At 72.7% G+C, this 21,431-nt stretch carries 5 protein-coding genes; 1 reads left to right on the forward strand and 4 read right to left on the reverse strand.

Going from position 1 to position 21,431, the window contains the following annotated elements; all coding sequences use genetic code 11:
- From AB0N02_RS45595 to AB0N02_RS45605, 3 genes are all read right to left on the reverse strand, one after another.
- Positions 1-7,829, reverse strand: a 7,829-nt coding sequence (locus AB0N02_RS45595; protein WP_363961106.1) for an SDR family NAD(P)-dependent oxidoreductase, incomplete at its 3' end; no start/stop codon positions are given.
- A gap of 52 nt (positions 7,830-7,881) precedes the next feature.
- Positions 7,882-18,270: a type I polyketide synthase gene (locus AB0N02_RS45600; protein ID WP_363961108.1), complete on the reverse strand. Its 10,389-nt coding sequence runs from the start codon at positions 18,268-18,270 to the stop codon at positions 7,882-7,884.
- On the reverse strand, positions 18,267-19,106 hold the full coding sequence (locus AB0N02_RS45605) for a cytochrome P450 (protein WP_363961110.1): 840 nt from the start codon (positions 19,104-19,106) through the stop codon (positions 18,267-18,269). The genes AB0N02_RS45600 and AB0N02_RS45605 overlap by 4 nt, the downstream gene beginning before the upstream one ends.
- A 1,059-nt stretch (positions 19,107-20,165) precedes the next feature.
- On the opposite strand from AB0N02_RS45605, the gene AB0N02_RS45610 reads away from it, so the two are divergent.
- A complete protein-coding gene (locus AB0N02_RS45610; RefSeq protein WP_363961112.1) occupies positions 20,166-20,936 on the forward strand; it encodes an MgtC/SapB family protein in 771 nt (256 codons plus the stop codon).
- Positions 20,937-21,005: 69 nt separating this feature from the next.
- Here the strand turns inward: AB0N02_RS45610 and AB0N02_RS45615 are convergent, their stop codons facing one another.
- Positions 21,006-21,368, reverse strand: a complete 363-nt coding sequence (locus AB0N02_RS45615) for a hypothetical protein (RefSeq protein ID WP_363961114.1) — start codon at positions 21,366-21,368, stop codon at positions 21,006-21,008.
- Between the last annotated feature and the right edge of the window lie 63 nt (positions 21,369-21,431).

Here is a 21,431-nt window from a genome sequence, read left to right on the forward strand (position 1 = left end):
CGCAGGGCGCGGCTGCGTAGTGCGACCACGCGGGCGCCGTCGGCCAGGGACAGGGCGCCGCACACGCAGGCCGCGGCGATCTCTCCTTGGGAGTGTCCGACCACCGCGACCGGTTCGACTCCCGCCGAGCGCCACAGCGCGGCCAGGGACACCATCACCGCCCACAGCACCGGCTGCACCACGTCGACACGGGCGAGCGCCGTCTCATCGTCGAGCGCGTCCAGCAGGGACCAGCCGGTGAACTCCGACAACGCGGCGGCGCACTCGGTCATCCGCTCGGCGAAGACCGGTGAGGAGGTGAGCAGTTCACGGCCCATGCCCACCCACTGCGACCCCTGACCAGGAAACACGAAAACCGGGCCACGAGTGCGGGACGCCGTGCCGAGAACGGTCGTGGGGTCCGGTTCGCCGGCGACCGTCGCGCTCAGCGAGTCGATCAGCTGAGCGGTGTCCTCCACCAGGTGGACGGAGCGCGACTCGAAGACCGAGCGCCGGGCCAGCCCCCGGACCACGTCCGCCACCGGCTGTTCCGGATGCGCACGCAGATGGGCGAGGAGGGAACCGGTCAGTTCCAGCAGCGCCTGGTCGGTCCGTGCGGACAGCGGAACGGCCACCGGCACCGGCCCGTCCGAGCTCTCCGGGTGTTCGGGCTCGGACCCCTGTTCCAGGACGACGTGCGCGTTGGTGCCGCTGACGCCGAACGAGGACACGGCGGAACGACGCGGACGGCCGGCCGTCGGCCACGGGACCTGCTCGGCGACCGGCACGACCTGTCCCGCCTGCCAGTCGACCTGACTGGTCGGCGCATCGACGTGCAGCGTGCGGGGCACGACGCCGTGCCGCATCGCCATCACCATCTTGATCACACCGCCGACACCCGCGGCGGCCTGGGAGTGGCCGATGTTCGACTTCAGCGAGCCCAGCCACAGCGGACGATCACGGTCCTGGCCATAGGTCGCCAGCAGCGCCTGCGCCTCGATCGGATCGCCAAGACGCGTGCCCGTACCGTGCGCCTCGACGACATCCACCTCCGAAGCCGACAGACCGGCACTCGCCAACGCGGCACGAATGACGCGCTGCTGTGACGGTCCGTTCGGCGCGGTCAGGCCGTTGGAGGCGCCGTCGGAGTTCACCGCGCTGCCGCGCAGTACGGCCAGCACCGGGTGACCGTTGCGTCGCGCGTCGGAAAGCCGCTCCAGCACGAGCACACCCGCGCCCTCGGACCAGCCGGTGCCGTCGGCCGCGTCGGAGAACGCCTTGCACCGGCCGTCCACGGACAGCCCGCCCTGGCGGGAGAACTCGACGAAGATCTCCGGGGTGGCCATCACGGTCACCCCACCGGCGAGTGCGAGCGAGCACTCCCCCGACCGCAGCGCCTGCGCCGCCAGGTGCATCGCCACCAGCGACGACGAACACGCCGTGTCCACCGTCAGCGACGGCCCCTCCAGACCGAACGTGTAGGCGATCCGCCCCGACAGCACGCTGGAGGCACGGCCGATCCCCACATGCCCGGCGAGCTCGGCCGGCGTGTCGAACCGCGTGCCGTACTCCTGGGCGAACGCGCCGACGAAGACACCGGTCGCCGAGCCCCGCAGCGACGACGGATCGATCCCGCCCCGCTCCAGCGCCTCCCACGACACCTCCAGCAGCAGCCGCTGCTGCGGATCCATCGCCAGCGCCTCACGCGGCGAGATCCCGAAGAACTCCGGGTCGAAGTCGGCGGCGTTGTGCAGGAAGCCGCCGAACCGGGTGGCGCTGGTGTCGACGCGGTCCGGATCGGTGTTCGCCAGCCTCGCGAGGTCCCAGCCGCGGTCGGCCGGGAACGGCGTCACCGCGTCCACACCATCGCGCACCAGCGCCCACAACTCCTCCGGCGACCCCACGCCCCCGGGAAACCGGCACCCCATCGCCACGATCGCGACCGGCTCGTCCACCGGCACCACCGGCGACACGACCACCGGCGGCGCGGCCGGGGCGGGAGCACCCAGCAGCGAACCCACGTGGTCGGCGACGGCGCGAGGCGTCGGGTGGTCGAAGACGGTCGTCGCGGGCAGCCGCAGGCCGGTGGCGGCGTCGAGACGGTTGCGCAGTTCCACCGCGGTCAGCGAGTCGAAGCCCAGTGAGCGGAACTCCTGTGCCGGGTCGACGCCGCTCGCGTCCCGGTGCCCGAGCACCGCCGCGGTGATCTCCACGATCAGGTCGAGCAGAACCCTGTCCCGCTCGGCCCGCGACATGGCCGGAAGCCTGCCCGCCAGGGACGTCGCGGTGGCGCGCCTGGCGCGCCGGCGGGCGGTGCGCAGCAGCGGCGAGTCCACGGTGGACCTGTCGAGGGCGATGGGCACCAGTACGGCCTCGTCGCGGCCGAGCGCCGCGTCGAACAGCCCGAGTCCGTCCGTGGCCGACAGCGGGACGATGCCGGCGCGGGCCAGCCGCGCGTGGTCGGCGTCCGACAGCGAGCCCGTCATCGAGCCCTCGACGTCCCACGGCCCCCACGCGAGAGAGCGTGCCGGCAGCCCTTCGGCCCTCCGCCGCTGGGCGAGGGCGTCCAGGGCCGTGTTGGCCGCGGCGTAGTTGGCCTGGCCCGGGTTGCCGAGGATGCCGGATCCAGACGAGAACAGCACGAACTGGGCCAGGTCCATGTCCGCGGTGAGGTCGTGCAGGTGCTGGGCGGCGGTCGCCTTCGGCGCGAGCACGTCGCGCAGACGCCGCGGGGTCAGCGATTCGACCAGTCCGTCGTCGATGACGCCGGCGGCGTGCACCACGGCGGTGAGCGGGTGCGCGGCCGGGACACGCGCGAGCGCGGCCTTGAGCGCCTCGCGGTCGGTGACGTCACACGCGACGACGTCGACCTCGGCCCCGGACAGCTCCAGCGGGCGTCCGCCCCGGCTGAGCAGCAGCAGCCTGCGCACCCCGTGCTCGGCGACCAGGTGCCGGGCCAGCAGACCGCCGAGCGCGCCGGTACCGCCGGTGATGAGCACGGTGCCGTCCGGGTCGAGCGGGGCGGGCACGGTCAGCACGACCTTGCCGATGTGCTTGGCCTGGCTGATGTGGCGGAACGCGGCGGGAGCGCGCCGGATGTCCCAGGTGGTGACCGGAAGCGGCGTGAGCGCTCCGGCCTCGAACAGGCCGACGAGTTCGGCGAGCATCGCGGCCACGCGGTCGGGCCCGGTGTCGGTGAGGTCGAACGACTGGTAGCGGACACCGGGATGGGCGCGGGCGACCTCCCGCGGGTCGCGCAGGTCGGTCTTGCCCATCTCGACGAACCGGCCGCCACGTGGCAGCAGACGCAGCGAGGCGTCGACGAACTCCCCGGCCAGCGCGTCCAGCACGACGTCGACACCGTGGCCGAAACGCTGCTCGAACTCCAGGGTGCGCGATGAGGCGATCCGCTCGGCGGGCACGCCCAGCGCGCGCACCGCCTCCCACTTGGCCGGACTGGCGGTGGCGTACACCTGGGCGCCGCTGTGGTTGGCCAGCTGCACCGCGGCCATGCCGACCCCACCGGCCGCGGCGTGGATCAGTACGGACTCCCCGCGGCGGAGGCCGGCCAGCCCGAGCAGCGCGTGGTGGGCGGTCAGAAAGGCGATCGGCACGGACGCGGCCGTCGCGAACGACCAGCCGCACGGGATGCGGGCCAGCATCCGCCGATCCGCCACCGCTCCGGGACCGAACGCGCCGGGCACGATGCCGAACACCCGGTCGCCGACGGCCAGGTCCGGCACCCCCGGGCCGACCTCGGTGACCACGCCGGCCGCTTCGTTGCCCATCTCGGCGGCGCCGGGGTAGACGTCCAGCGCGATCAGCACGTCACGGAAGTTCAGCCCGGCCGCGCGGACCGCGATCCGCACCTGGCCGGGCCCGAGGGGCTCGCGGCCGACCGGTGTGAAGGTCAGGCCGTCCAGCGTCCCCTTCGGAGCCACGTCCAGACGCCAGCACTCGTGGCCGGCGGGTGGCCGCAGCACGTCGTCGTCCGTCACGGGTACCAGCCGGGGCACGAGGACGTCGCCCCGGCGGAGCGCGATCTGCGGTTCGCCGAGGGTCACCGCACGGGCGATCGCGGCGGTGGAGTCGGGGTGTCCGTCGTGGTCGAGCAGGACGAAGCGCCCGGGTTGCTCGGCCTGCGCCGTCCGCAGCAGTCCCCAGATCGGAGCCGCGGCGACGTCGACGGCCAGGCCCGCGTCCCCGGCGTCCCCGGTCGAAACGGCGTTGCGGGTGGTGACGACGAGGGTACCGCCCGGCTGCTTCAGCCAGTCCTGCACGAGTTCCAGCGCCTCGTCCACGGATCGGGGTGCCACGACGGCGGGTTCGGCCTCGGCCTGCTCGGACTCCACGGCCGGGGCGGCGGTCCACTCGACGCGGTACAACCGCTGGTCGTCTCGCCGGACGGCCCGCAGCGCCAGCGCGGACACCGAGGCGACCGGAACGCCGATCCGGTCCGCGAGCTCGACCGCCACGGTCTGGTCGGCCGTCGCTGACAGGCGCACGCGAAGTGTGTCGGTGCCCGGGGCGTGCACGGTGACGTCGGTCCAGGAGAAGGGCAGCCGTCCGGCGACGGTACCGCCGAGCAACCCGGCCGCGTGCAGCGCGGAGTCGAGCAGCGCCGGGTGCAGGCCGTACCGGGCGGCCGGGACGCCGCTGTCGAGGCTCACCTCCGCGAACACCTCGGACACCTCGCCATCGCGCCGCCAGGCGCGTCGCAGCCCCTGGAAGGCGGGCCCGTAGGCGAAGTCGGCGGCGGCCAGCGTCGGGTAGAGATCGGCCACATCGACGGCTTCGGCGCCGGGGGGCGGCCACTCCGTGAGGTCGGCGGCGGCACGGTGCTCAGCGGCCGGGGCGAGAGTACCGCTGGCGTGGCGGGTCCAGGGTTCGTCGCCGCGGCGCGCGTGGACGGTGAAGGCGCGGTGGCCCGACTCGTCGGGTTGTTCGACCCAGAACTGCCACTGCACCGGGCCGTCGGCCGAGAGCGCGAGGCGCGCCTCGATGATCAGCTCCGCGACACGGGGACAGCCGGTGCGGGCGCCCGCGTACAGGGCCGCGTCGAGGAAGGCGGTGGCGGGAACGAGGATCTCACCGGCCACAACGTGATCGGCCAGCCATCCCGGCGCCGTATCGGACAGCGTGCCACGCAACAGGGTGCCGCCGGCACCGGGCAGGTCGGACACCTCGGGCAGCAGCGGGTGACCGTCGCGGTCCCGCTGGCGGGAAGGGGTCAGCCAGTAGCGTTCGTGTTGGAAGGCGTAGGTCGGGAGGTCGACGACGTTTCCCTCGCCCAGCATCTGGCGCCAGTCGATGTGGACGCCGCGGACGAACAACTCCCCCGCCGCGGCGAGCAACGACTCCACCTGCGGGCGGTCGGGCCGCTGCGTGGGGATGGCTCCGGTCAGCCCGGACAGGACACCGTCAGGGCCGATCTCGCACAGTACAGAGGCGTTTGACGCTTTGACGCCGTCGGCGAAGCGTACGGTGGCCCGTACGTGTTCCACCCAGTAGCCGGCCGTGCACACCTGCTCCGGGGTGGCGGTCTGGCCGGTGACGTTGGAGATCAGGGTGAGTCGTGGCGGGTGGAACTCCACCCGCTCCATCACCCGGCGGAAGTCCTCCAGCATCGGTTCGGTCAAGGGTGAGTGGAAGGCGTGACCCACCGCCAGGCGGCGCCACCGCTCGAACCGGCCCGCGACCGCCAGGACGTCCTCTTCCGCGCCGGAGACGACCACCGATCCCGGGCCGTTGACCGCAGCGATGGACACCCTGCCCGCCAGCACCGGCAGTACGTCGTCCTCGGACACCGGCAGGGCCACCATCGCGCCAGGTTCGAGGGCCTGCATCAGCCGGGCCCGTTCCGTCACGATCAGGCAGGCGTCCTTCAGGGAGAACATCCCGGCGATGTGGGCGGCGGTGATCTCACCCAGCGAATGCCCCATCACCACGTCCGGCCGCAGACCCCAGGACTCGAGCAACCGGTACAGGGCCACCTCGAAGGCGAACAGCGCGGGTTGGGCGAACTCCGTGCGCGACAGGTCGCCTTCTGCCCAGGTCTGTCCCGTGACCTCTCCGAACGCCTGCACGACCGCGTCGAACGCCTCCGCGAACACCGGGAACACCCCGGCCAGCTCACACCCCATGCCCGCCCGCTGCGAACCCTGACCCGCGAACAACACCGCCAACCGGCCCTCATCGGCCTTACCCGTCACCACACCGGCCGCCGCGCGCCCGCCGAGCACGGCGTCAAGTCCGGCGAGCAGTTCGCCACGGTCCGCAGCGACGATCACCGCGCGGTGTTCCAGCGCGGCGCGGGCGGTCGCCAGCGACCACGCCACGTCCCGCAGGCCGACCTCGCCGGTGGTGAAGTCCCGCAGCCTCTCGGCCTGCGCCCGCAACGCCTCCGGCGTACGCCCCGACAGCATCACCGGCACCGGACCCGAGTCCGGCGTCGGCTCGACGGGCGCCTCCTCCGTCTCCTCGGCCGACTCCAGCACGACATGCGCGTTCGTACCGCTCACCCCGAACGCCGACACACCGGCACGGCGCGGACGTTCCAGATCCGGCCACTCCACCGGCGACGTCAGCAGACTGACCTTTCCCGACGACCAGTCCACATACGGCGTCGGTTGATCGGCGTACAGAGTGCGCGGCAGCACGCCGTGCCGCATCGCCATCACCATCTTGATGACGCCGCCGACACCCGCGGCGGCCTGCGAGTGGCCGATGTTCGACTTCAGCGAGCCCAGCCACAGCGGACGATCACGATCCCGGCCGTAGGTCGCCAGCAACGCCTCCGCCTCGATCGGGTCGCCCAGCCGCGTACCGGTGCCGTGCGCCTCCACGACGTCGACGTCGGAAGTGGACAGCCCGGCCGAGTCCAGCGCCGCCCGGATCACCCGCTGCTGGGCCAGGCCGTTCGGCGCGGTCAGGCCGTTGGACCGGCCGTCGGAGTTCACCGCCGATCCGCGCACCACGGCCAGCACCCGGTGCCCCAGCCGCCGCGCCTCCAACAGCGGCTCGACGAGCAGGACGCCGACCCCCTCGGCCCAGATCGTGCCGTCGGCGTCGGCGGAGAACGGCTTGCACCGGGCGTCCTCCGCCAGCCCGCGCTGCCGGGAGAACTCCACGAACGGCAGCGGCGAGGACATCACCGACACCCCCGCTACCAATGCCGCGGTGCACTCCCCCGACCGCAGTGACCGTCCGGCCATGTGCAGTGCGACCAGCGACGACGAGCACGCCGTGTCCACGGTGAGCGCCGGGCCCTCCAGGCCGAGGACGTACGCCAGCCGCCCGGACGCCACGCTGCCGCCGATGCCGGTCAGCACGTAGCCGTCGACCTCCTCCGGGGCCTGCCCCGGATCGCCGCCGTACTCCTGGTGCGCGGCGCCCACGAACACGCCGACCCGGCTGCCGCGCACCGACCTCGGGTCGATCCCGGCGCGTTCGAACACCTCCCACGAGGTCTCCAGCAGCAGCCGCTGCTGCGGGTCCATCGCCAGCGCCTCACGCGGCGAGATCCCGAAAAAGGCCGCGTCGAACTCGGCGGCGTCGTGCAGGAAACCGCCCTCCCGGACGTAGGTCGTGCCGGGGCCGCCGTTCGGATCGTAGATCCGCTCGGTCGCCCACCCCCGGTCGGCCGGGAACGGGGAGATCGCGTCCCGGCCCTGCTCGACCAGCTCCCACAACTGCTCGGGCGATGCCACACCGCCCGGGTAGCGGCAGCTCATGCCGATGACGGCGAGTGGTTCTGTCTGGGCGGCGGCGATCTCGGCGATCTCCCGGCGCAGCCGCTCGGTCTCCTTCATGGCGGCGCGCAGGGCCGCAGCGACTCGGTCCTCAGCCATGGTCATCTGCTCCATCACAGGGGAATCGGGGGGCTTGCTCGCGGGGGTTCACTCACAGGGGCTTGCCGTCGAGCGCGGCCCGCACCAGATCCTCGAGGTCCATCGTGTCGATGTCGTCGTCCTGCGGCGCGGCGCCCAGGGCGTCCCCGGCCGCGAGGCCGAGCAGCCGGTCGAGCAGTCCCGCCTCCCGTAGCCGGGAGATCGGCAGGCCGGCCAGCAGCGCGCGGATCTCGGCGTCTTCGGCCGTCTCCCGCGCGGTCCGCGCGTCGTCCCCACCAAGCAGTTCCGACAGGTGGTCGGCCAGCGTGAGCACCGACGGCCGTTCGAACACCACGGTCACCGGCAGCGGCACCCCTGTGCGCGAGCTGAGCGCGTTGCGCAGGTCGACCGCGGCCAGCGAGTCCATGCCCAGCTCGGAGAACGGCGTCTCCACGTCGATCGCCTGCTCACTGCCGTGCCCGAGCGCGGCCGCGACCTGGCCGCGCACCAGTGAGCGCAGCCGTGCCGTCCGGTCGGCCCCGCTGAGCGCACGCAGCTCACCTAGCTCACCGCGCACGTCGTCCTCGCCGGCCCGCGCGGGTACGGGCGCGAACGCGGCGAGCAGCGGTGAGGGCCGGGCGGACGTGAACGCCTGCAGGAAGCGATCCCAGTCCACGTCGGCGACGGTCACCTCCGAGCCGCCCCCTTCGACGGCCTCGCGCATCGCCCGCAGCGCGACGTCCGGCCGCAGTCCGCGCAGTCCGCGACGGCGCAGGTAGTCGGCCAGGTCGTTGTCCTCGCCCATGCCTCGGCCCGCCCAGGGTCCCCACGCGATGGACACCGCGTGCACACCCGCCGCGCGGCGCAGCGTGGCAAGGCCGTCGAGGAAGGCGTTCGCGGCCGCGTAAGCCGACTGACCGCCGCTGCCCCACACCCCCGCGATGGAGGAGAACAGCACGAACGCGTCGAGTGAGTCGTCGTCGAACAGCTGGTCCAAGACCACCGCGCCGATCACCTTGGCCGCGGTGATCCGGGCGAACTCGAGCAGGTCGAGGTCGGCGATCGGCGTCTGCTGCGCGAGACCGGCGGCGTGCACGACGGTACGGAACTCCGCGCCCTGTTCACGCGCTTGACGGACGACCGTCTCCAGCGCGGCGTAATCGGTCACGTCGCAGGCGACGGCCTCGGCTGCGGCGCCCAGTTCCGCCAGCTCGGCCAGGAGTTCACCGGCACCGGGAGCCTCCGGTCCGGAGCGGCTGACCAGCAGCAGTCGTTCGGTGCCGTTGCGGGCGAGCCAGCGTGCGACCTGCGCGCCCAGTCCCCCGGTACCACCGGTGATCAGCGCGGTGCCACGCGGGCGCCAGGCTCCCCGGGCGGCGCCGTTCTTGCCGGCACCGCTTTTGACGGTACGGACGATCCGCCGCCCGTACACGCCGTCGGCGCGGATGGCCACCTGGTCCTCGCCGCCGCCGAGCACGGCGGTGAACCGCCGGGCCGTACGGTCGTCGAACGTCGCGGGCAGATCGACCAGGCCACCCCAGCGGAGCGGGTGCTCCAGGGCCACCACCCGGCCGAGGGCCCAGACACCGCACTGTTCGACGGCGCCGAGAGGTTCGTCACCGACCGCGACTGCGCCACACGTGCCGAACCACAGCGGCGCCTCCACCTCGGCGTCGCCGAGCGCCTGGACGAGCAGGTGGGTGAGCGCTCCGCCCACGGCCAAGCCGGGGTGGGCCGGGTGCAGGGCGGCGTCGAGCGCCAGCAGGGAGAAGACGCCGGCTGGCACGGGAATCTCCCGGAGACGCCGCGCGATCGACGCACGGTCATCGTCCGCGCCGACGAACAGCTCGACGGTGCCGGAGCCCAACCGCGTCGCGCAGGCACGGACCAGGTCGTGCCGCTCGAATCCGACCGGCGCGATCAGCAGCCATGGTCCGCCGATCTCGGCGGGGGGCTGGTCGTCCAACCGCTCCCAGGTGGGGTGGTAACGCAGATCGTCCGTGGATTCCGTCGTCCTGTGCCCGGATTCGAGCCAGTAGCGTTCGTGTTGGAAGGCGTAGGTCGGGAGGTCGACGACGTTTCCCTCGCCGAGCATCTGGCGCCAGTCGATGTGGACACCGCGGACGAACAACTCCCCCGCCGCGGCGAGCAACGACTCCACCTGCGGGCGGTCGGGCCGCTGCGTGGGGATGGCTCCGGTCAGTCCGGACAGGACACCGTCAGGGCCGATCTCGCACAGTACAGAGGCGTTCGATGCTTTGACGCCGTCGGCGAAGCGTACGGTGGCCCGTACGTGTTCCACCCAGTAGCCGGCCGTGCACACCTGCTCCGGGGTGGCGGTCTGGCCGGTGACGTTGGAGATCAGGGTGAGTCGTGGCGGGTGGAACTCCACCCGCTCCATCACCCGGTGGAAGTCCTCCAGCATCGGTTCGGTCAGGGGTGAGTGGAAGGCGTGTCCGACCGGGAGGCGGCGCCACCGTTCGAACCGGGAGGCGACCGCCAGGACGTCGTCTTCGGCGCCGGAGACGACCACTGATTGCGGGCCGTTGACCGCCGCGATGGACACCCGGCCCGCCAGCAGCGGCACTACCTGATCCTCTGGTACGGGCAGGGCGACCATGGCGCCGGGTTCGAGGGCCTGCATCAGCCGGGCCCGCTCCGCCACCACCAGGCAGGCATCCCGCAGAGAGAACACCCCCGCGACGTGAGCGGCGGTGATCTCACCCAGCGAATGCCCCATCACCACGTCCGGCCGCAGACCCCAGGATTCCAGCAACCGGTACAGGGCCACCTCGAAGGCGAACAGCGCGGGTTGGGCGAACTCCGTGCGCGACAGGTCGCCTTCTGCCCAGGTCTGTCCCGTGACCTCGTCGAACGCCTGCACGACCGCGCCGAACGCCTCCGCGAACACCGGGAACACCCCGGCCAGCTCACACCCCATGCCCGCCCGCTGCGACCCCTGACCCGCGAACAACACCGCCAGACGTCCGCCGGTGACCTTGACACCGTGCGCGTTGTCCAATCCGGACAGCAGGTCCTGCCGCGTCGAGGCCACGAAGGCGGCTCGGTACTCGAAGGCGGTTCGGGCCGTCGCCAGCGACCAGGCGAGGTCCCGCACGTTCACGCCGGACTCGGCGAAGTCCCGGAGCCTTCGGATCTGGTCGGCCAGGGCTTGCGGTGTGCGACCGGACAGCACCACCGGTACCGGCTTCGAGTCCGGTGTCGGCTCGACCGGCGCTTCCTCCGTCTCCTCGGCCGATTCCAGCACGACATGCGCGTTCGTACCGCTCACCCCGAACGCCGACACACCGGCACGGCGCGGACGCCCCGGATCCGGCCACTCCACCGGCGACGTCAGCAGGCTGACCGCCCCCGACGACCAGTCCACGTGCGGGGACGGGTTCTCCGCGTGCAGTGTGCGAGGCAGCACGCCGTGCCGCAGGGCCATCACGGACTTGATCACACCGGCGACCCCGGCCGCCGCCTGGGTGTGCCCGATGTTGGACTTCAGCGAGCCCAGCCACAGCGGGCGGTCACGGTCCCGGCCGTACGTGGCGAGCAGCGCGTCCGCCTCGATCGGGTCGCCCAGCGCGGTTCCCGTGCCGTGCGCCTCCACCAGGTCGACGTCCGAGGCGGCCAGACCGGCGTTCGCGAGCGCGGCCCGGATCACCCGCTGCTGGGCCAGGCCGTTCGGCGCGGTCAGGCCGTTGGACGCGCCGTCGGAGTTCACCGCCGAGCCGCGCACCACGGCCAGCACCCGGTGCCCCAGCCGCCGCGCGTCCGACAGGCGTTCCAGCACGAGCATGCCCGCCCCCTCGGACCAGCCGGTGCCGTCGGCGCCGACGGAGAACGCCTTGCACCGGCCGTCCGCCGCGAGCCCCCGTTGCCGTGCGAACTCCACGAACACGCCGGGGTTGGCCATCACGGTGGCGCCGCCCGCGAGTGCGAGCGAGCATTCTCCGAGTGACAGCGACTGCGCCGCCAGGTGCAGCGCCACCAGTGACGACGAGCACGCCGTGTCCACGGTGATCGCCGGGCCCTCCAGGCCCAGCACGTAGGCGATGCGGCCGGACGCCACCGCGCTGATGGTGCCGGTGAGCAGGTGCCCTTCCTGGTCGGGTGAGGATTCGTGCAGCCGCGGGCCGTAGTCCTGGGCCACGGCGCCGACGAAGACGCCGACCCTGTCGCCGCGCAGCGTGGTGGCGTCGATCCCGGCCCGTTCCAGTGCCTCCCACGAGGTCTCCAGCAGCAGCCGCTGCTGCGGGTCCATCGCCAGCGCCTCACGCGGTGATATCCCGAAGAAACCCGCGTCGAACTCGGCGGCGTCGTGGATGAAACCGCCGTGGCGCACCGACTCCGGGAGCCGGTCGAGGTCCCAGCCGCGGTCGGTGGGCAGGCCCGTGATCGCGTCCGCGCCTCGCTGGAGGAGATCCCACAGCTGTTCCGGCGAGCCGACTCCGCCGGGGAACCGGCAGGCCATGCCGACGATGGCGATCGGCTCACCGGACACGGCCGCCGGTGGCGCGCTGACGGCGTCCGGCTCGGCTCCGCCGAGGTGACGGGCGAGGTCGTGCACCGTCGGGTGACTGAAGATCGCCGTGACCGGCACGGTGACCCCGGTTGCCGCGGTGAGCCGGTTGCGCAGCTCCAGCGCGGTCAGGGAGTCCAGACCGAGTTCCTTGAACGCCTTGCCCGGGTCCACGTCGTCGACATCCGCCATCCGGAGCACATCGGCGACCTGGGCGCGGACGACCTCCACGAGGTCCTGCGGGGCGGCCGGTCGTCCGGCATGCGGCCGCTGCGGGATGGCCACGCCGCGCCGGGCGCGGGAGTCGCCGCCGGTCAGCCAGTAGTGCGAACGCTGGAACTCGTAGGTGGGCAGGGCGACGCGCACCCCGCCGGAACCGAGCACGGCGGTGATGTCCAGCGCGAAGCCGTTGGTGTGCAGCCGCGACAGGGCGGCGAGGAATTTACGCAGGTCGCCCTCGTCGCGGCGGAGCGTTCCGTTGGCGAGCACGTCCACGCCGGCTTTCTCGGCGATGGCCTCGATCGCCGGTGTGAGCACCGGATGTGGCGAGATCTCGACGAACACCCGGTAGCCCTCGCTGATCAGCAGCTCGGTCACGTCGGCGAAGCGCACGAGGTGGCGCAGGTTGCCGTACCAGTACTCCGGGTCCAGTCCCGCCGTGTCGACGGCCTCGACGGCGACGCTGGAGTAGAACGGCAGGCCGCACGAACGGGGGCGCAGGCCCTCCAGTCGCGTCAGCAGCGGTTCCCGCAGCACCTCGACGGCGGGTGAGTGCGAGGCGAACGCCGCGGGGATCCGGCGTGCCTTCACGCCCTCGGCCGACAGCTCCGCGATCAGCTCCTCCAGTGCCGGGCCTTCACCGGAGACCGCGACCGAGGCGGGGCCGTTGATCACCGACAGCCATATCCGGCCCTCCCAGCGGGCCAGCCGGGGACTCAGGTCGTCGGCGGACATCGCGACGGACACGATGCCGGTGTCGTCCAGGCCTTCGGCGGCGAGCCTGCTGCGTACGACGATCACCCGCGCCGCGTCCTCGAGGGAGAGCGCACCGGCCACGCAGGCTGCGGCGACCTCCCCCTGGGAGTGGCCGACGACGGCCTCGGGCTCGACGCCGTAGGAGCGCCACAGCTCGGCCAGCGACACCACGATGGAGAACAGCACCGGCTGCAGGACCTCGGTGTCGGCGATGGACGGCGCGCCGGGCTCGGCGCGCACCACGGAGAACAGGTCCCAGCCGACGAGGGGCCGCAGCGCCTGGGCGCACTCGGTCATCCGGGCGCGGAACACCGGGGCCGTGTCGAGCAGGTCGACGGCCATGCCCTGCCACTGGCCGCCCTGCCCGGAGAAGACGAACACCACGCCGGAGCGGGGCCGGGCCAGTCCGGTCACCGCGTTGTGCGGAGTACGGCCTCGCGCGAGGCCGTCCAGCCCGTCGAGCAGCTCGTCCCGGTCGGCGGCGATGACCGCGGCGCGCTGGTCCAGGTGGGCGCGCGTGGTCGCCAGCGATCGGGCGAGGTCGGGCAGCGGGATCGTGTCGTCGGCGCCGAGGTGGTCGCGCAGCCGCGCGGCCTGGGCTCGCAGTGCGGCGGGCGTGTGACCCGACAGCAGGAAGGGACGCGGTGCAGGTTCCTCGGCGGCTGCGGGCACCGCCTCCGGAGCGGGCGGCGCCTCCTCGATGATCACATGGGCGTTGGTGCCGCTGATGCCGAATGAGGAGACGCCCGCCCGGCGGGGGCGCGGGCCCGCCGGCCACTCGGTGGTCTCGGTGAGCAGCCGGGCCGAGCCCCGGGTCCAGTCCACCGCGGGGGTGGGTGCCTCGATGTGCAGGGTGCGCGGCAGCCGCCCGGCTTGCAGGGCGCACACCATCTTGATCACACCGGCGGCACCGGCCGCCGCCTGGGTGTGCCCGATGTTGGACTTCAGCGACCCGATCAGCAGCGGACGTTCCCGGTCGCCGCCGTAGGCGTCCAGCAGTGCCGACGCCTCGATCGGGTCGCCGAGCGCGGTGCCGGTGCCGTGCGCCTCGACGGCGTCCACCTCCGACGGCAGGAGTCCGGCGTCGGCCAGCGCCTGGCGGACGAGGGCGCGCTGGGCGGTGCCGCTGGGCGCGGTCAGGCCGTTGGAGGCGCCGTCGGAGTTGATCGCCGAGCCGCGGACGAGGGCCAGTACCGGGTGCCCGAGCCGGCGTGCGTCCGACAGCCGCTCCACCAGCAGCATGGCCACGCCCTCGGACCAGCCGGTGCCGTCGGCGTCGGCGGAGAACGCCTTGCAGCGGCCGTCGGCGGCCAGGCCGCGCTGCCGGGAGAACTCGATGAAGATCTCGGGCGTCGACATCACCGTCACCCCGCCGGCCAGGGCCATCGAGCACTCGCCCGATCGCAGCGCGCGGACCGCGAGGTGCAGGGCCACCAGCGAGGACGAACACGCGGTGTCCATCGCGATCGTCGGCCCCTCCAGGCCGAAGGCGTAGGCGATCCGGCCGGCGTTGACGCTCGCGGCGTTACCGGTGAGCAGGAAGCCCTCGAGGCCGTCGGCCTCCTCGTTCCAGCGGGGGCCGTAGCGCTGGTCCATGACGCCGACGAACACGCCCGTCTTGGTGCCGCGCAGCGAACCGGCGGCGATTCCGGCACGCTCGAACGCCTCCCACGAGGTCTCCAGCAGCAGCCGCTGCTGCGGGTCCATGGCCAGTGCCTCACGCGGCGAGATGCCGAACAGCGCCGCGTCGAACTCGCCCGCGTCGTAGAGGAAGCCGCCTCTGTCCGTGCTGGAGCGGCCGCTGCGTTCGGGGTCGGGGTCGTACAGTTCCGCGATGTTCCAGCCGCGGTCGTCGGGGAAGCCGCCGATGGCGTCACGGCTGTCGGCGAGCAGCCGCCAGAGGTCCTCGGGCGAGCGGACGTCGCCGGGCAGGCGGCAGCTCATCGCGACGATGGCGATCGGGTCGTCCTGGGAGGTCGTACCGCGCGCCTGCCCGGCCGGGCCGGGGTGTGCGTCCGGGGTGCCCGCCAGGTGGTCGGCCAGCCGTTGGCTGGTGGGGTGGTCGTAGAGCAGCGTGGCGGGCACGGGAAGGCCGGTGGCGGCGGTGAGACGGGCGCCGATCTCCGTGGCGATGGCCGAGTCCACGCCAAGCTCGCGGAAGGTGCGATGCGCGGGCACGGCGTCGGGCCCGTCATGGCCCAGCGCGGCGGCGACGGTCGAGGCGACCAGGCGTTCGGTGATCCGCCGGCGTCCCCCGCCGGTGACGCCCGCGTCCGGGGCCGCCGGGGCCGCCTGGGGCCCGGTGCCGGTGGCCGGGGACTCGACGGGCGCGGTGGGGTCACCGTGGAGCCAGTGGGGCCGGCGCTGGAAGGCGTACCCCGGCAGTGCGACCGTGGTGGCGCCGCCCGCCCAGAGTGCCCGCCAGTCGATCTCGACGCCGTGCACGTGGGCCGCGCCGAGCGCGGCGTGCCACCGGGCCGGGCCGCCCTCGTCGCGGCGCAGGGTCGCCAGCACCGTGGCGTCGTGGCCGGCGGCCTGCGCGGTCTGCTGCATCGGGACGGCCATCACCGGGTGCGGGCTGACCTCGATGAAGGTGTCGATCCCGTCGGCCAGCGCCGCCTGCGTCGCCTGCTGGAACCGCACGGGCTCACGCAGGTTGCGGTACCAGTAGGCGCCGTCCAGCGCGTCGGTGTCGAAGCGGCCGCCGGTCACTCCCGCGTAGAACGGCACCTGTCCCGAAACGGGAGTGAGCGTCCCGAGTTCGGCCAGCAGTGGTTCACGGAGCGGTTCCACCATCGGAGAGTGGGAGGCGAAGGCCGCCGGGATGCGCTGGGCCCGCACGTCCTGGGCCGTCAGCTCCTCGACCAGTTCGTCGATGGCCGCCGCCTGCCCGGACACGACGACCGACCCCGGCCCGTTGATCACTGACAGCCACAGGCGGCCCGGCCGGCGTTCCAGGCGGGGCCGCAGCTCGTCGGCCGCCATCACGACCGATGCCAGTGCGCCCTGACCGGCCAGCAGTTCGGCGGCCAGGCGGCTGCGCACGGACACCACGCGTGCCGCCTCCTCCAGCGACAGCGCGCCCGCGACATGGGCGGCGGCGATCTCGCCTTGGGAGTGGCCGATCACCGCGGCGGGCCGGACGCCGTGGGCCTGCCACAGCTCGGCCAGCGACACGGCCACCGCGAACAGCACGGGCTGTACGACGTCGACGGATTCGATGCCGGGTGCGCCGGGTGCGCCGCGCAGTACCGAGATGACGTCCCAGCCCGTGTGAACGGCCAGCGCGTCGGCGCAGCGGCGCATGGCGGCGCGGAAGGTCTCGTCGGAGTCGATCAGGTCGACGGCCATGCCCGGCCACTGGCCGCCCTGCCCGGAGAAGACGAACGCGACCCGCCGCGGCGCTGCGGCGATGCCGGTGCGTACCAGGGCCGACTGCTCCCCGCAGGCCAGCGCGTCGAGCCCGGCGAGCATGCCGTCGACGTCGTCGGCGGTGACGACGGCGCGGTGGTCGAAGGCGGTCCTGGTCGTGGCCAGGGAGAGTCCGACGTCGCCCGGCCTGAGCCCGCCGGTGTCGCGGACGTGCCCGGCGAGCCGTGACGCCTGCGCGGCGAGCGCCTTGCCGTCCCGCCCGGACAGGACCCACGGGCCGGGCACGTCGGCGGTGTCGGGCGCCGTGGGCCGCCGGTGGTCGCAGACCACGACGTGGCAGTTGGTGCCGCCCATGCCGAACGCGCTGACGCCGGCCACCCGGGGCCTGCCGCCGGGCCAGGGCTCGGCGGCGCGCAGCACACGCAGGTTCAGCTCCTCGAGCGGGATCGCCGGGTTCGGCGAGCGGAAGTTGCGGCTTTTGGGCAGCAGGCCGTGGCCGACGCTCAGCACCGTCTTGATCAGGCCGGCGATCCCGGCAGCGCCTTCGAGGTGACCGATGTTGGTCTTGACCGAGCCCACCGGCACCGTGGTGGTGGCACCGCTCCTGGCGGCGCCGAGGGCCGCGGCTTCGACCGGGTCGCCCACCGCGGTGCCGGTGCCGTGCAGCTCGACGTAGCCGAGATCGTCGGCGCCGACACCGGCCGACCGCCAGGCCGACCGCAGGACCTCCTGCTGTGCCACGGGGTCGGGCGCGGTGAGGTGCTCGCCGCCGCCGTCGTTGTTGACGGCGGTGCCGAGGATCACCGCGCGGACCGGGTCGTTGTCGGCGAGCGCCCGCGCCAGCGGTTTGAGCACGACGATCCCGCCGCCCTCGCCGCGCACGAACCCGTTGGCCCGGGCGTCGAAGGTGAAGCACCGCCCGTCCGGGGACAGGCCGCCGAACGCCTGGGCCCGCGCCGCCACGTCCACGGCGAGGTTCAGGTGCACGCCGCCGACCAGCGCCAGCTCGGACTCGCCGGTGCGCAGGCTCTCACACGCCATGTGCACCGCCACCAGGGACGAGGACTGTCCGGAGTCGACGGTCAGGCTCGGTCCGCGCAGGCCGAGCGCGTAGGAGACGCGGTTGGCGATCATGCCGCGCTGCACGCCGGCCATGGAGTGGCTGGTGACCGAGGCGGAGCCGCGCGTGGCGAGCAGCGTCGCGTAGTCGTCGGCGATGGCGCCGATGAACACCGCGGCACGGCGGCCGCGCAGCGTCGCGGGCAGCACCCGCGCGTCCTCCAGTGCCTCCCAGGCCAGCTCCAGCGCCAGGCGCTGCTGGGGGTCCATGGCGGCGGCGGCCCTCGGTGCGACGCCGAAGAAGCCCGCGTCGAAGCCGGTCACGTCGTCGAGGAAGCCGCCGCGCCGCGCCCCGGCGGGCACCTCGGCCGTACTGGTGCGAAAGCGTGCCTCGAGGCGCTCGGCCGGGATGTCGCCGACCGCGCCGCGTCCCTCGGCGAGCAGCCGCCAGAACTCCTCCGGGGTGGCCGCTCCCGGCAGCCGGCAGGACAGGCCGATGACCGCGATCGGCACCGCCTGCGCGCTCACCACGTGACCGGCAGTTCGCGTGGGCTGTAGACCAGCGAGTTGTCGCGGTAGGACAGCTCGGCGGCGGGCACGGCCAGGCGCAGGCCGGGGATGCGCCGCACCAGCGTGCCGATGGCCACCTGCAGCTCGACACGCGCCAGGAACTTGCCGACGCAGTTGTGGATGCCGTGCCCGAACGTCATCGGATCGGGTCCCTGACGGCCGACGTCCAGCTCGTCGGGCCGCGGGTAGGCCTTCTCGTCCCGTCCGCCGGAGGGGGTGAGCAGGATGACGCCCTCTCCGGCGCGGATGAGCCGGCCGCCGAGTTCCACGTCCTCGACGGCGACTCGCCCGACGCCGAACTGCAGCGTGTTCTGGTGGCGGAAGAGCTCCTCCACCGCCGGCTGGACGAGGGAGGGGTCGCGCCTCAGGCGGTCGAGCTGGGACGGGTTGTCCAGCAGGGACACCACCCCCAGGGCGATGGAGCTCGCCGTCGTGTCGAATCCCGCCGACAGCAGCAGCAGGCCGATGACGACGACCTCCTGCCGGGTCAGCTCCCCCTGCCGGATCTGCACGTCGGCCAGTTGCCCGAGCAGGTCGTCGGTCGGCTCGGCCTCCTTGGCGGCGACCAGGGCGTCCATGTATTCGAAGAGGTTGCCGAACGCTCCCGCCTGCTGTTCGGCGGTGGCGTCGTGCTGGGTCAGCGTGAGAATCCACCCGCCGAACCGGTCACGGTCGGGAAAGGGAACGCCGAGGAAGTCGCAGATGACCGCGGCGGGAAGCAATGACGAGAAATTCGCGACGAGGTCAACCGGCCGCGGCCCTGTAAGCAGGTCGTCGACGAGTTTGTCAACCATCTCCTGAATACGCGGGCGTAATCTCTCCGCGGCACGGCTGGTGAACCAGCCCGCAACGGTACGCCGATAACGGGTGTGCTCGGGCGGGTCCATCGCCACGAACGCGCCCGGCTGGCGTTCACCGGGCAGATAGAAGCGCGGAAAGCCGGAATGGGTGACATCCGAACTGAACCGCAGGTCACTAAATGCGGCACGAATATCGTCGTGCCTGGTCACCAGCCACGCGAGGTCCCCTGCCGGGGTGATAACCCTGGTGACGGGGCCGGTTCCGCGGAGAGTCTCGTACTGTGCCGGCAGATCCAGCGGACCTGCCGCGGCACGGGAAAAGGGAAAGTCCATCGATTCAACGCGAGAGGGAGGCATGATTCATCATTTCCTAGAGCCGACACAATAAAATGGTAGCGGCACACAATTGCCGGCGAAATGAGATAAACCAATGACATTTGAAATCGATGCCAACCCACGGCAACCCTGCAGACTTTACAAGCCGACATATGCCCCGTCAACCCCCATCGACACAGTGACGGCGTATTTACTGCGAGAGAGCTCGTAAGGTGCAGTTATTAAGCATCGGCACTTTACGGACAGGTTCTATCCAGGTAAACAAGTGCTGACTTTGCCTGAAACGAAGATCGCGGACTTGTCCGCCTCTCCCCGGCCGGGGAAAAAGCGCGGCGGACACCCGTCGGCGATCGGCTCCCCTGGCGGGCCAGGACGGCGGCCGATACGGCGGCTCATCGCCCGCAGGAGCTGACGTGCGTTGTGGAAGTCGCCCCGCCACAGCAGTGCCGTGCCCTCGCGGGCGAGACGGCCCCTTCAGGTGCTCATCGCGCGGGCCCGGGCGGCGGGCCGTCACGAGGACGTCGCGGCCCTGCCCCGCCAGGCGTCACGGCCGATGCGGTACAGCACGTGCGCCCTCTGGTGGATCTGTCCGCACGGGGGTTATGGAGACTGGTGGAAAGCCTCCGGATCGACCGGAACTCCCACCGGTCGACGCCGACCCCATCAGGGTTGGGCGATCGCCCGGTTTCCTGCCGAGTTAGGGGTAAGACAACATGGGTGATCACGTTGTCGCCCGGGCAGGGACTGCCGCAGCTCGCCGAGCTCGCTCTGGCTCTGGTGCTGTCGGCCCTCATCGGCCTGGAGCGCGAGGCGCGTAACAAGAGCGCCGGGCTGCGCACCCACACGCTCGTGGGCCTGGGGGCGGCGCTGTTCATGCTGGTGAGCAAGTACGGCTTCAGCGACGTCATCGGTACGCACGTCTCCCTCGACCCCTCCCGGGTGGCCGCGCAGATCGTCTCGGGCATCGGCTTCATCGGGGGCGGCCTGATCTTCGTGCGCCGCGACGCCGTACGGGGACTGACGACCGCCGCGGTCGTGTGGGTCACAGCGGCGGTCGGGATGGCCTGCGGAGGAGGGCTGCCGGTGCTCGCCGTGGCCGTGACCGCCTGCCACTTCCTCACCGTTTACGGGATCAACGCCCTCGGCCGCAAACTGCCGCTGTCCCGGCACACCCCGGCCCGGCTTCGGGTCGTCTACCGGGACGGCACCGGCGCGCTGCGCCGGATCCTGGTCGAGTGCACCCAGCGGGGCTTCGTGGTCGCCGAGGTCTCAGTGGAACGCGGGACGCCCGAGGAGACCGGCCCCGGACGCGACCGCGACGATCGCCGCGACCGCCGCGACCTCGAACCGCGGCGCCCGGAACGCACCGTCGCGGTGACGCTCGTCGTGGAGGGCAAGGGGTCGATTCCCGACCTCACCGCCGCGCTCGGCGAGATGACCGACATCGTCGGCGTCGACTCCAGGGAAGCCGGCCTCGGCAGCGACTGAACGCCGCGGCCCCGTCCCCCGGACGCGCCCGGGGGAGCCTCGCGTACGGGGAGACCCGTACGCGGGACCTCACCAGGCGAGCTCGACGCCGAGGGCGGGCGGCGAGATGACCGGCCGCGACTGCGACGGGCCGACTCCGCCGAGGTACTGCCCGGCGCATCCGGCGGAGGCGTAGAACGCCGCGACCGAGGGAATGCCGGGCGACTTCACGGTGTTGGCCGCCGATCTGATCGGGAAGGCGGGGGTGACGCACCCGCCCCCCTGCGGCAGCTGGACCATCGCGCCGCTGTAGTACTCGCCGCTCCAGCCGCAGATGGCCCCGGGCGGGCAACCGTAGAAGCCCGAGGCCTGGGCCGCCTGCGGCACGAGCGGGATCAGCAGCACCGCCGCGGCGGCGGTCAGGACGATGCGTCTGCCTCTACGTACGGACATGGGGGGCTCCACCTCTGCACGGGGGATTCACGCCCGACATTGACACCCGCCTTACGATTCGTC

Source organism: Streptosporangium sp. NPDC051022, from assembly GCF_040683035.1.
GTDB lineage: Bacteria > Actinomycetota > Actinomycetes > Streptosporangiales > Streptosporangiaceae > Streptosporangium.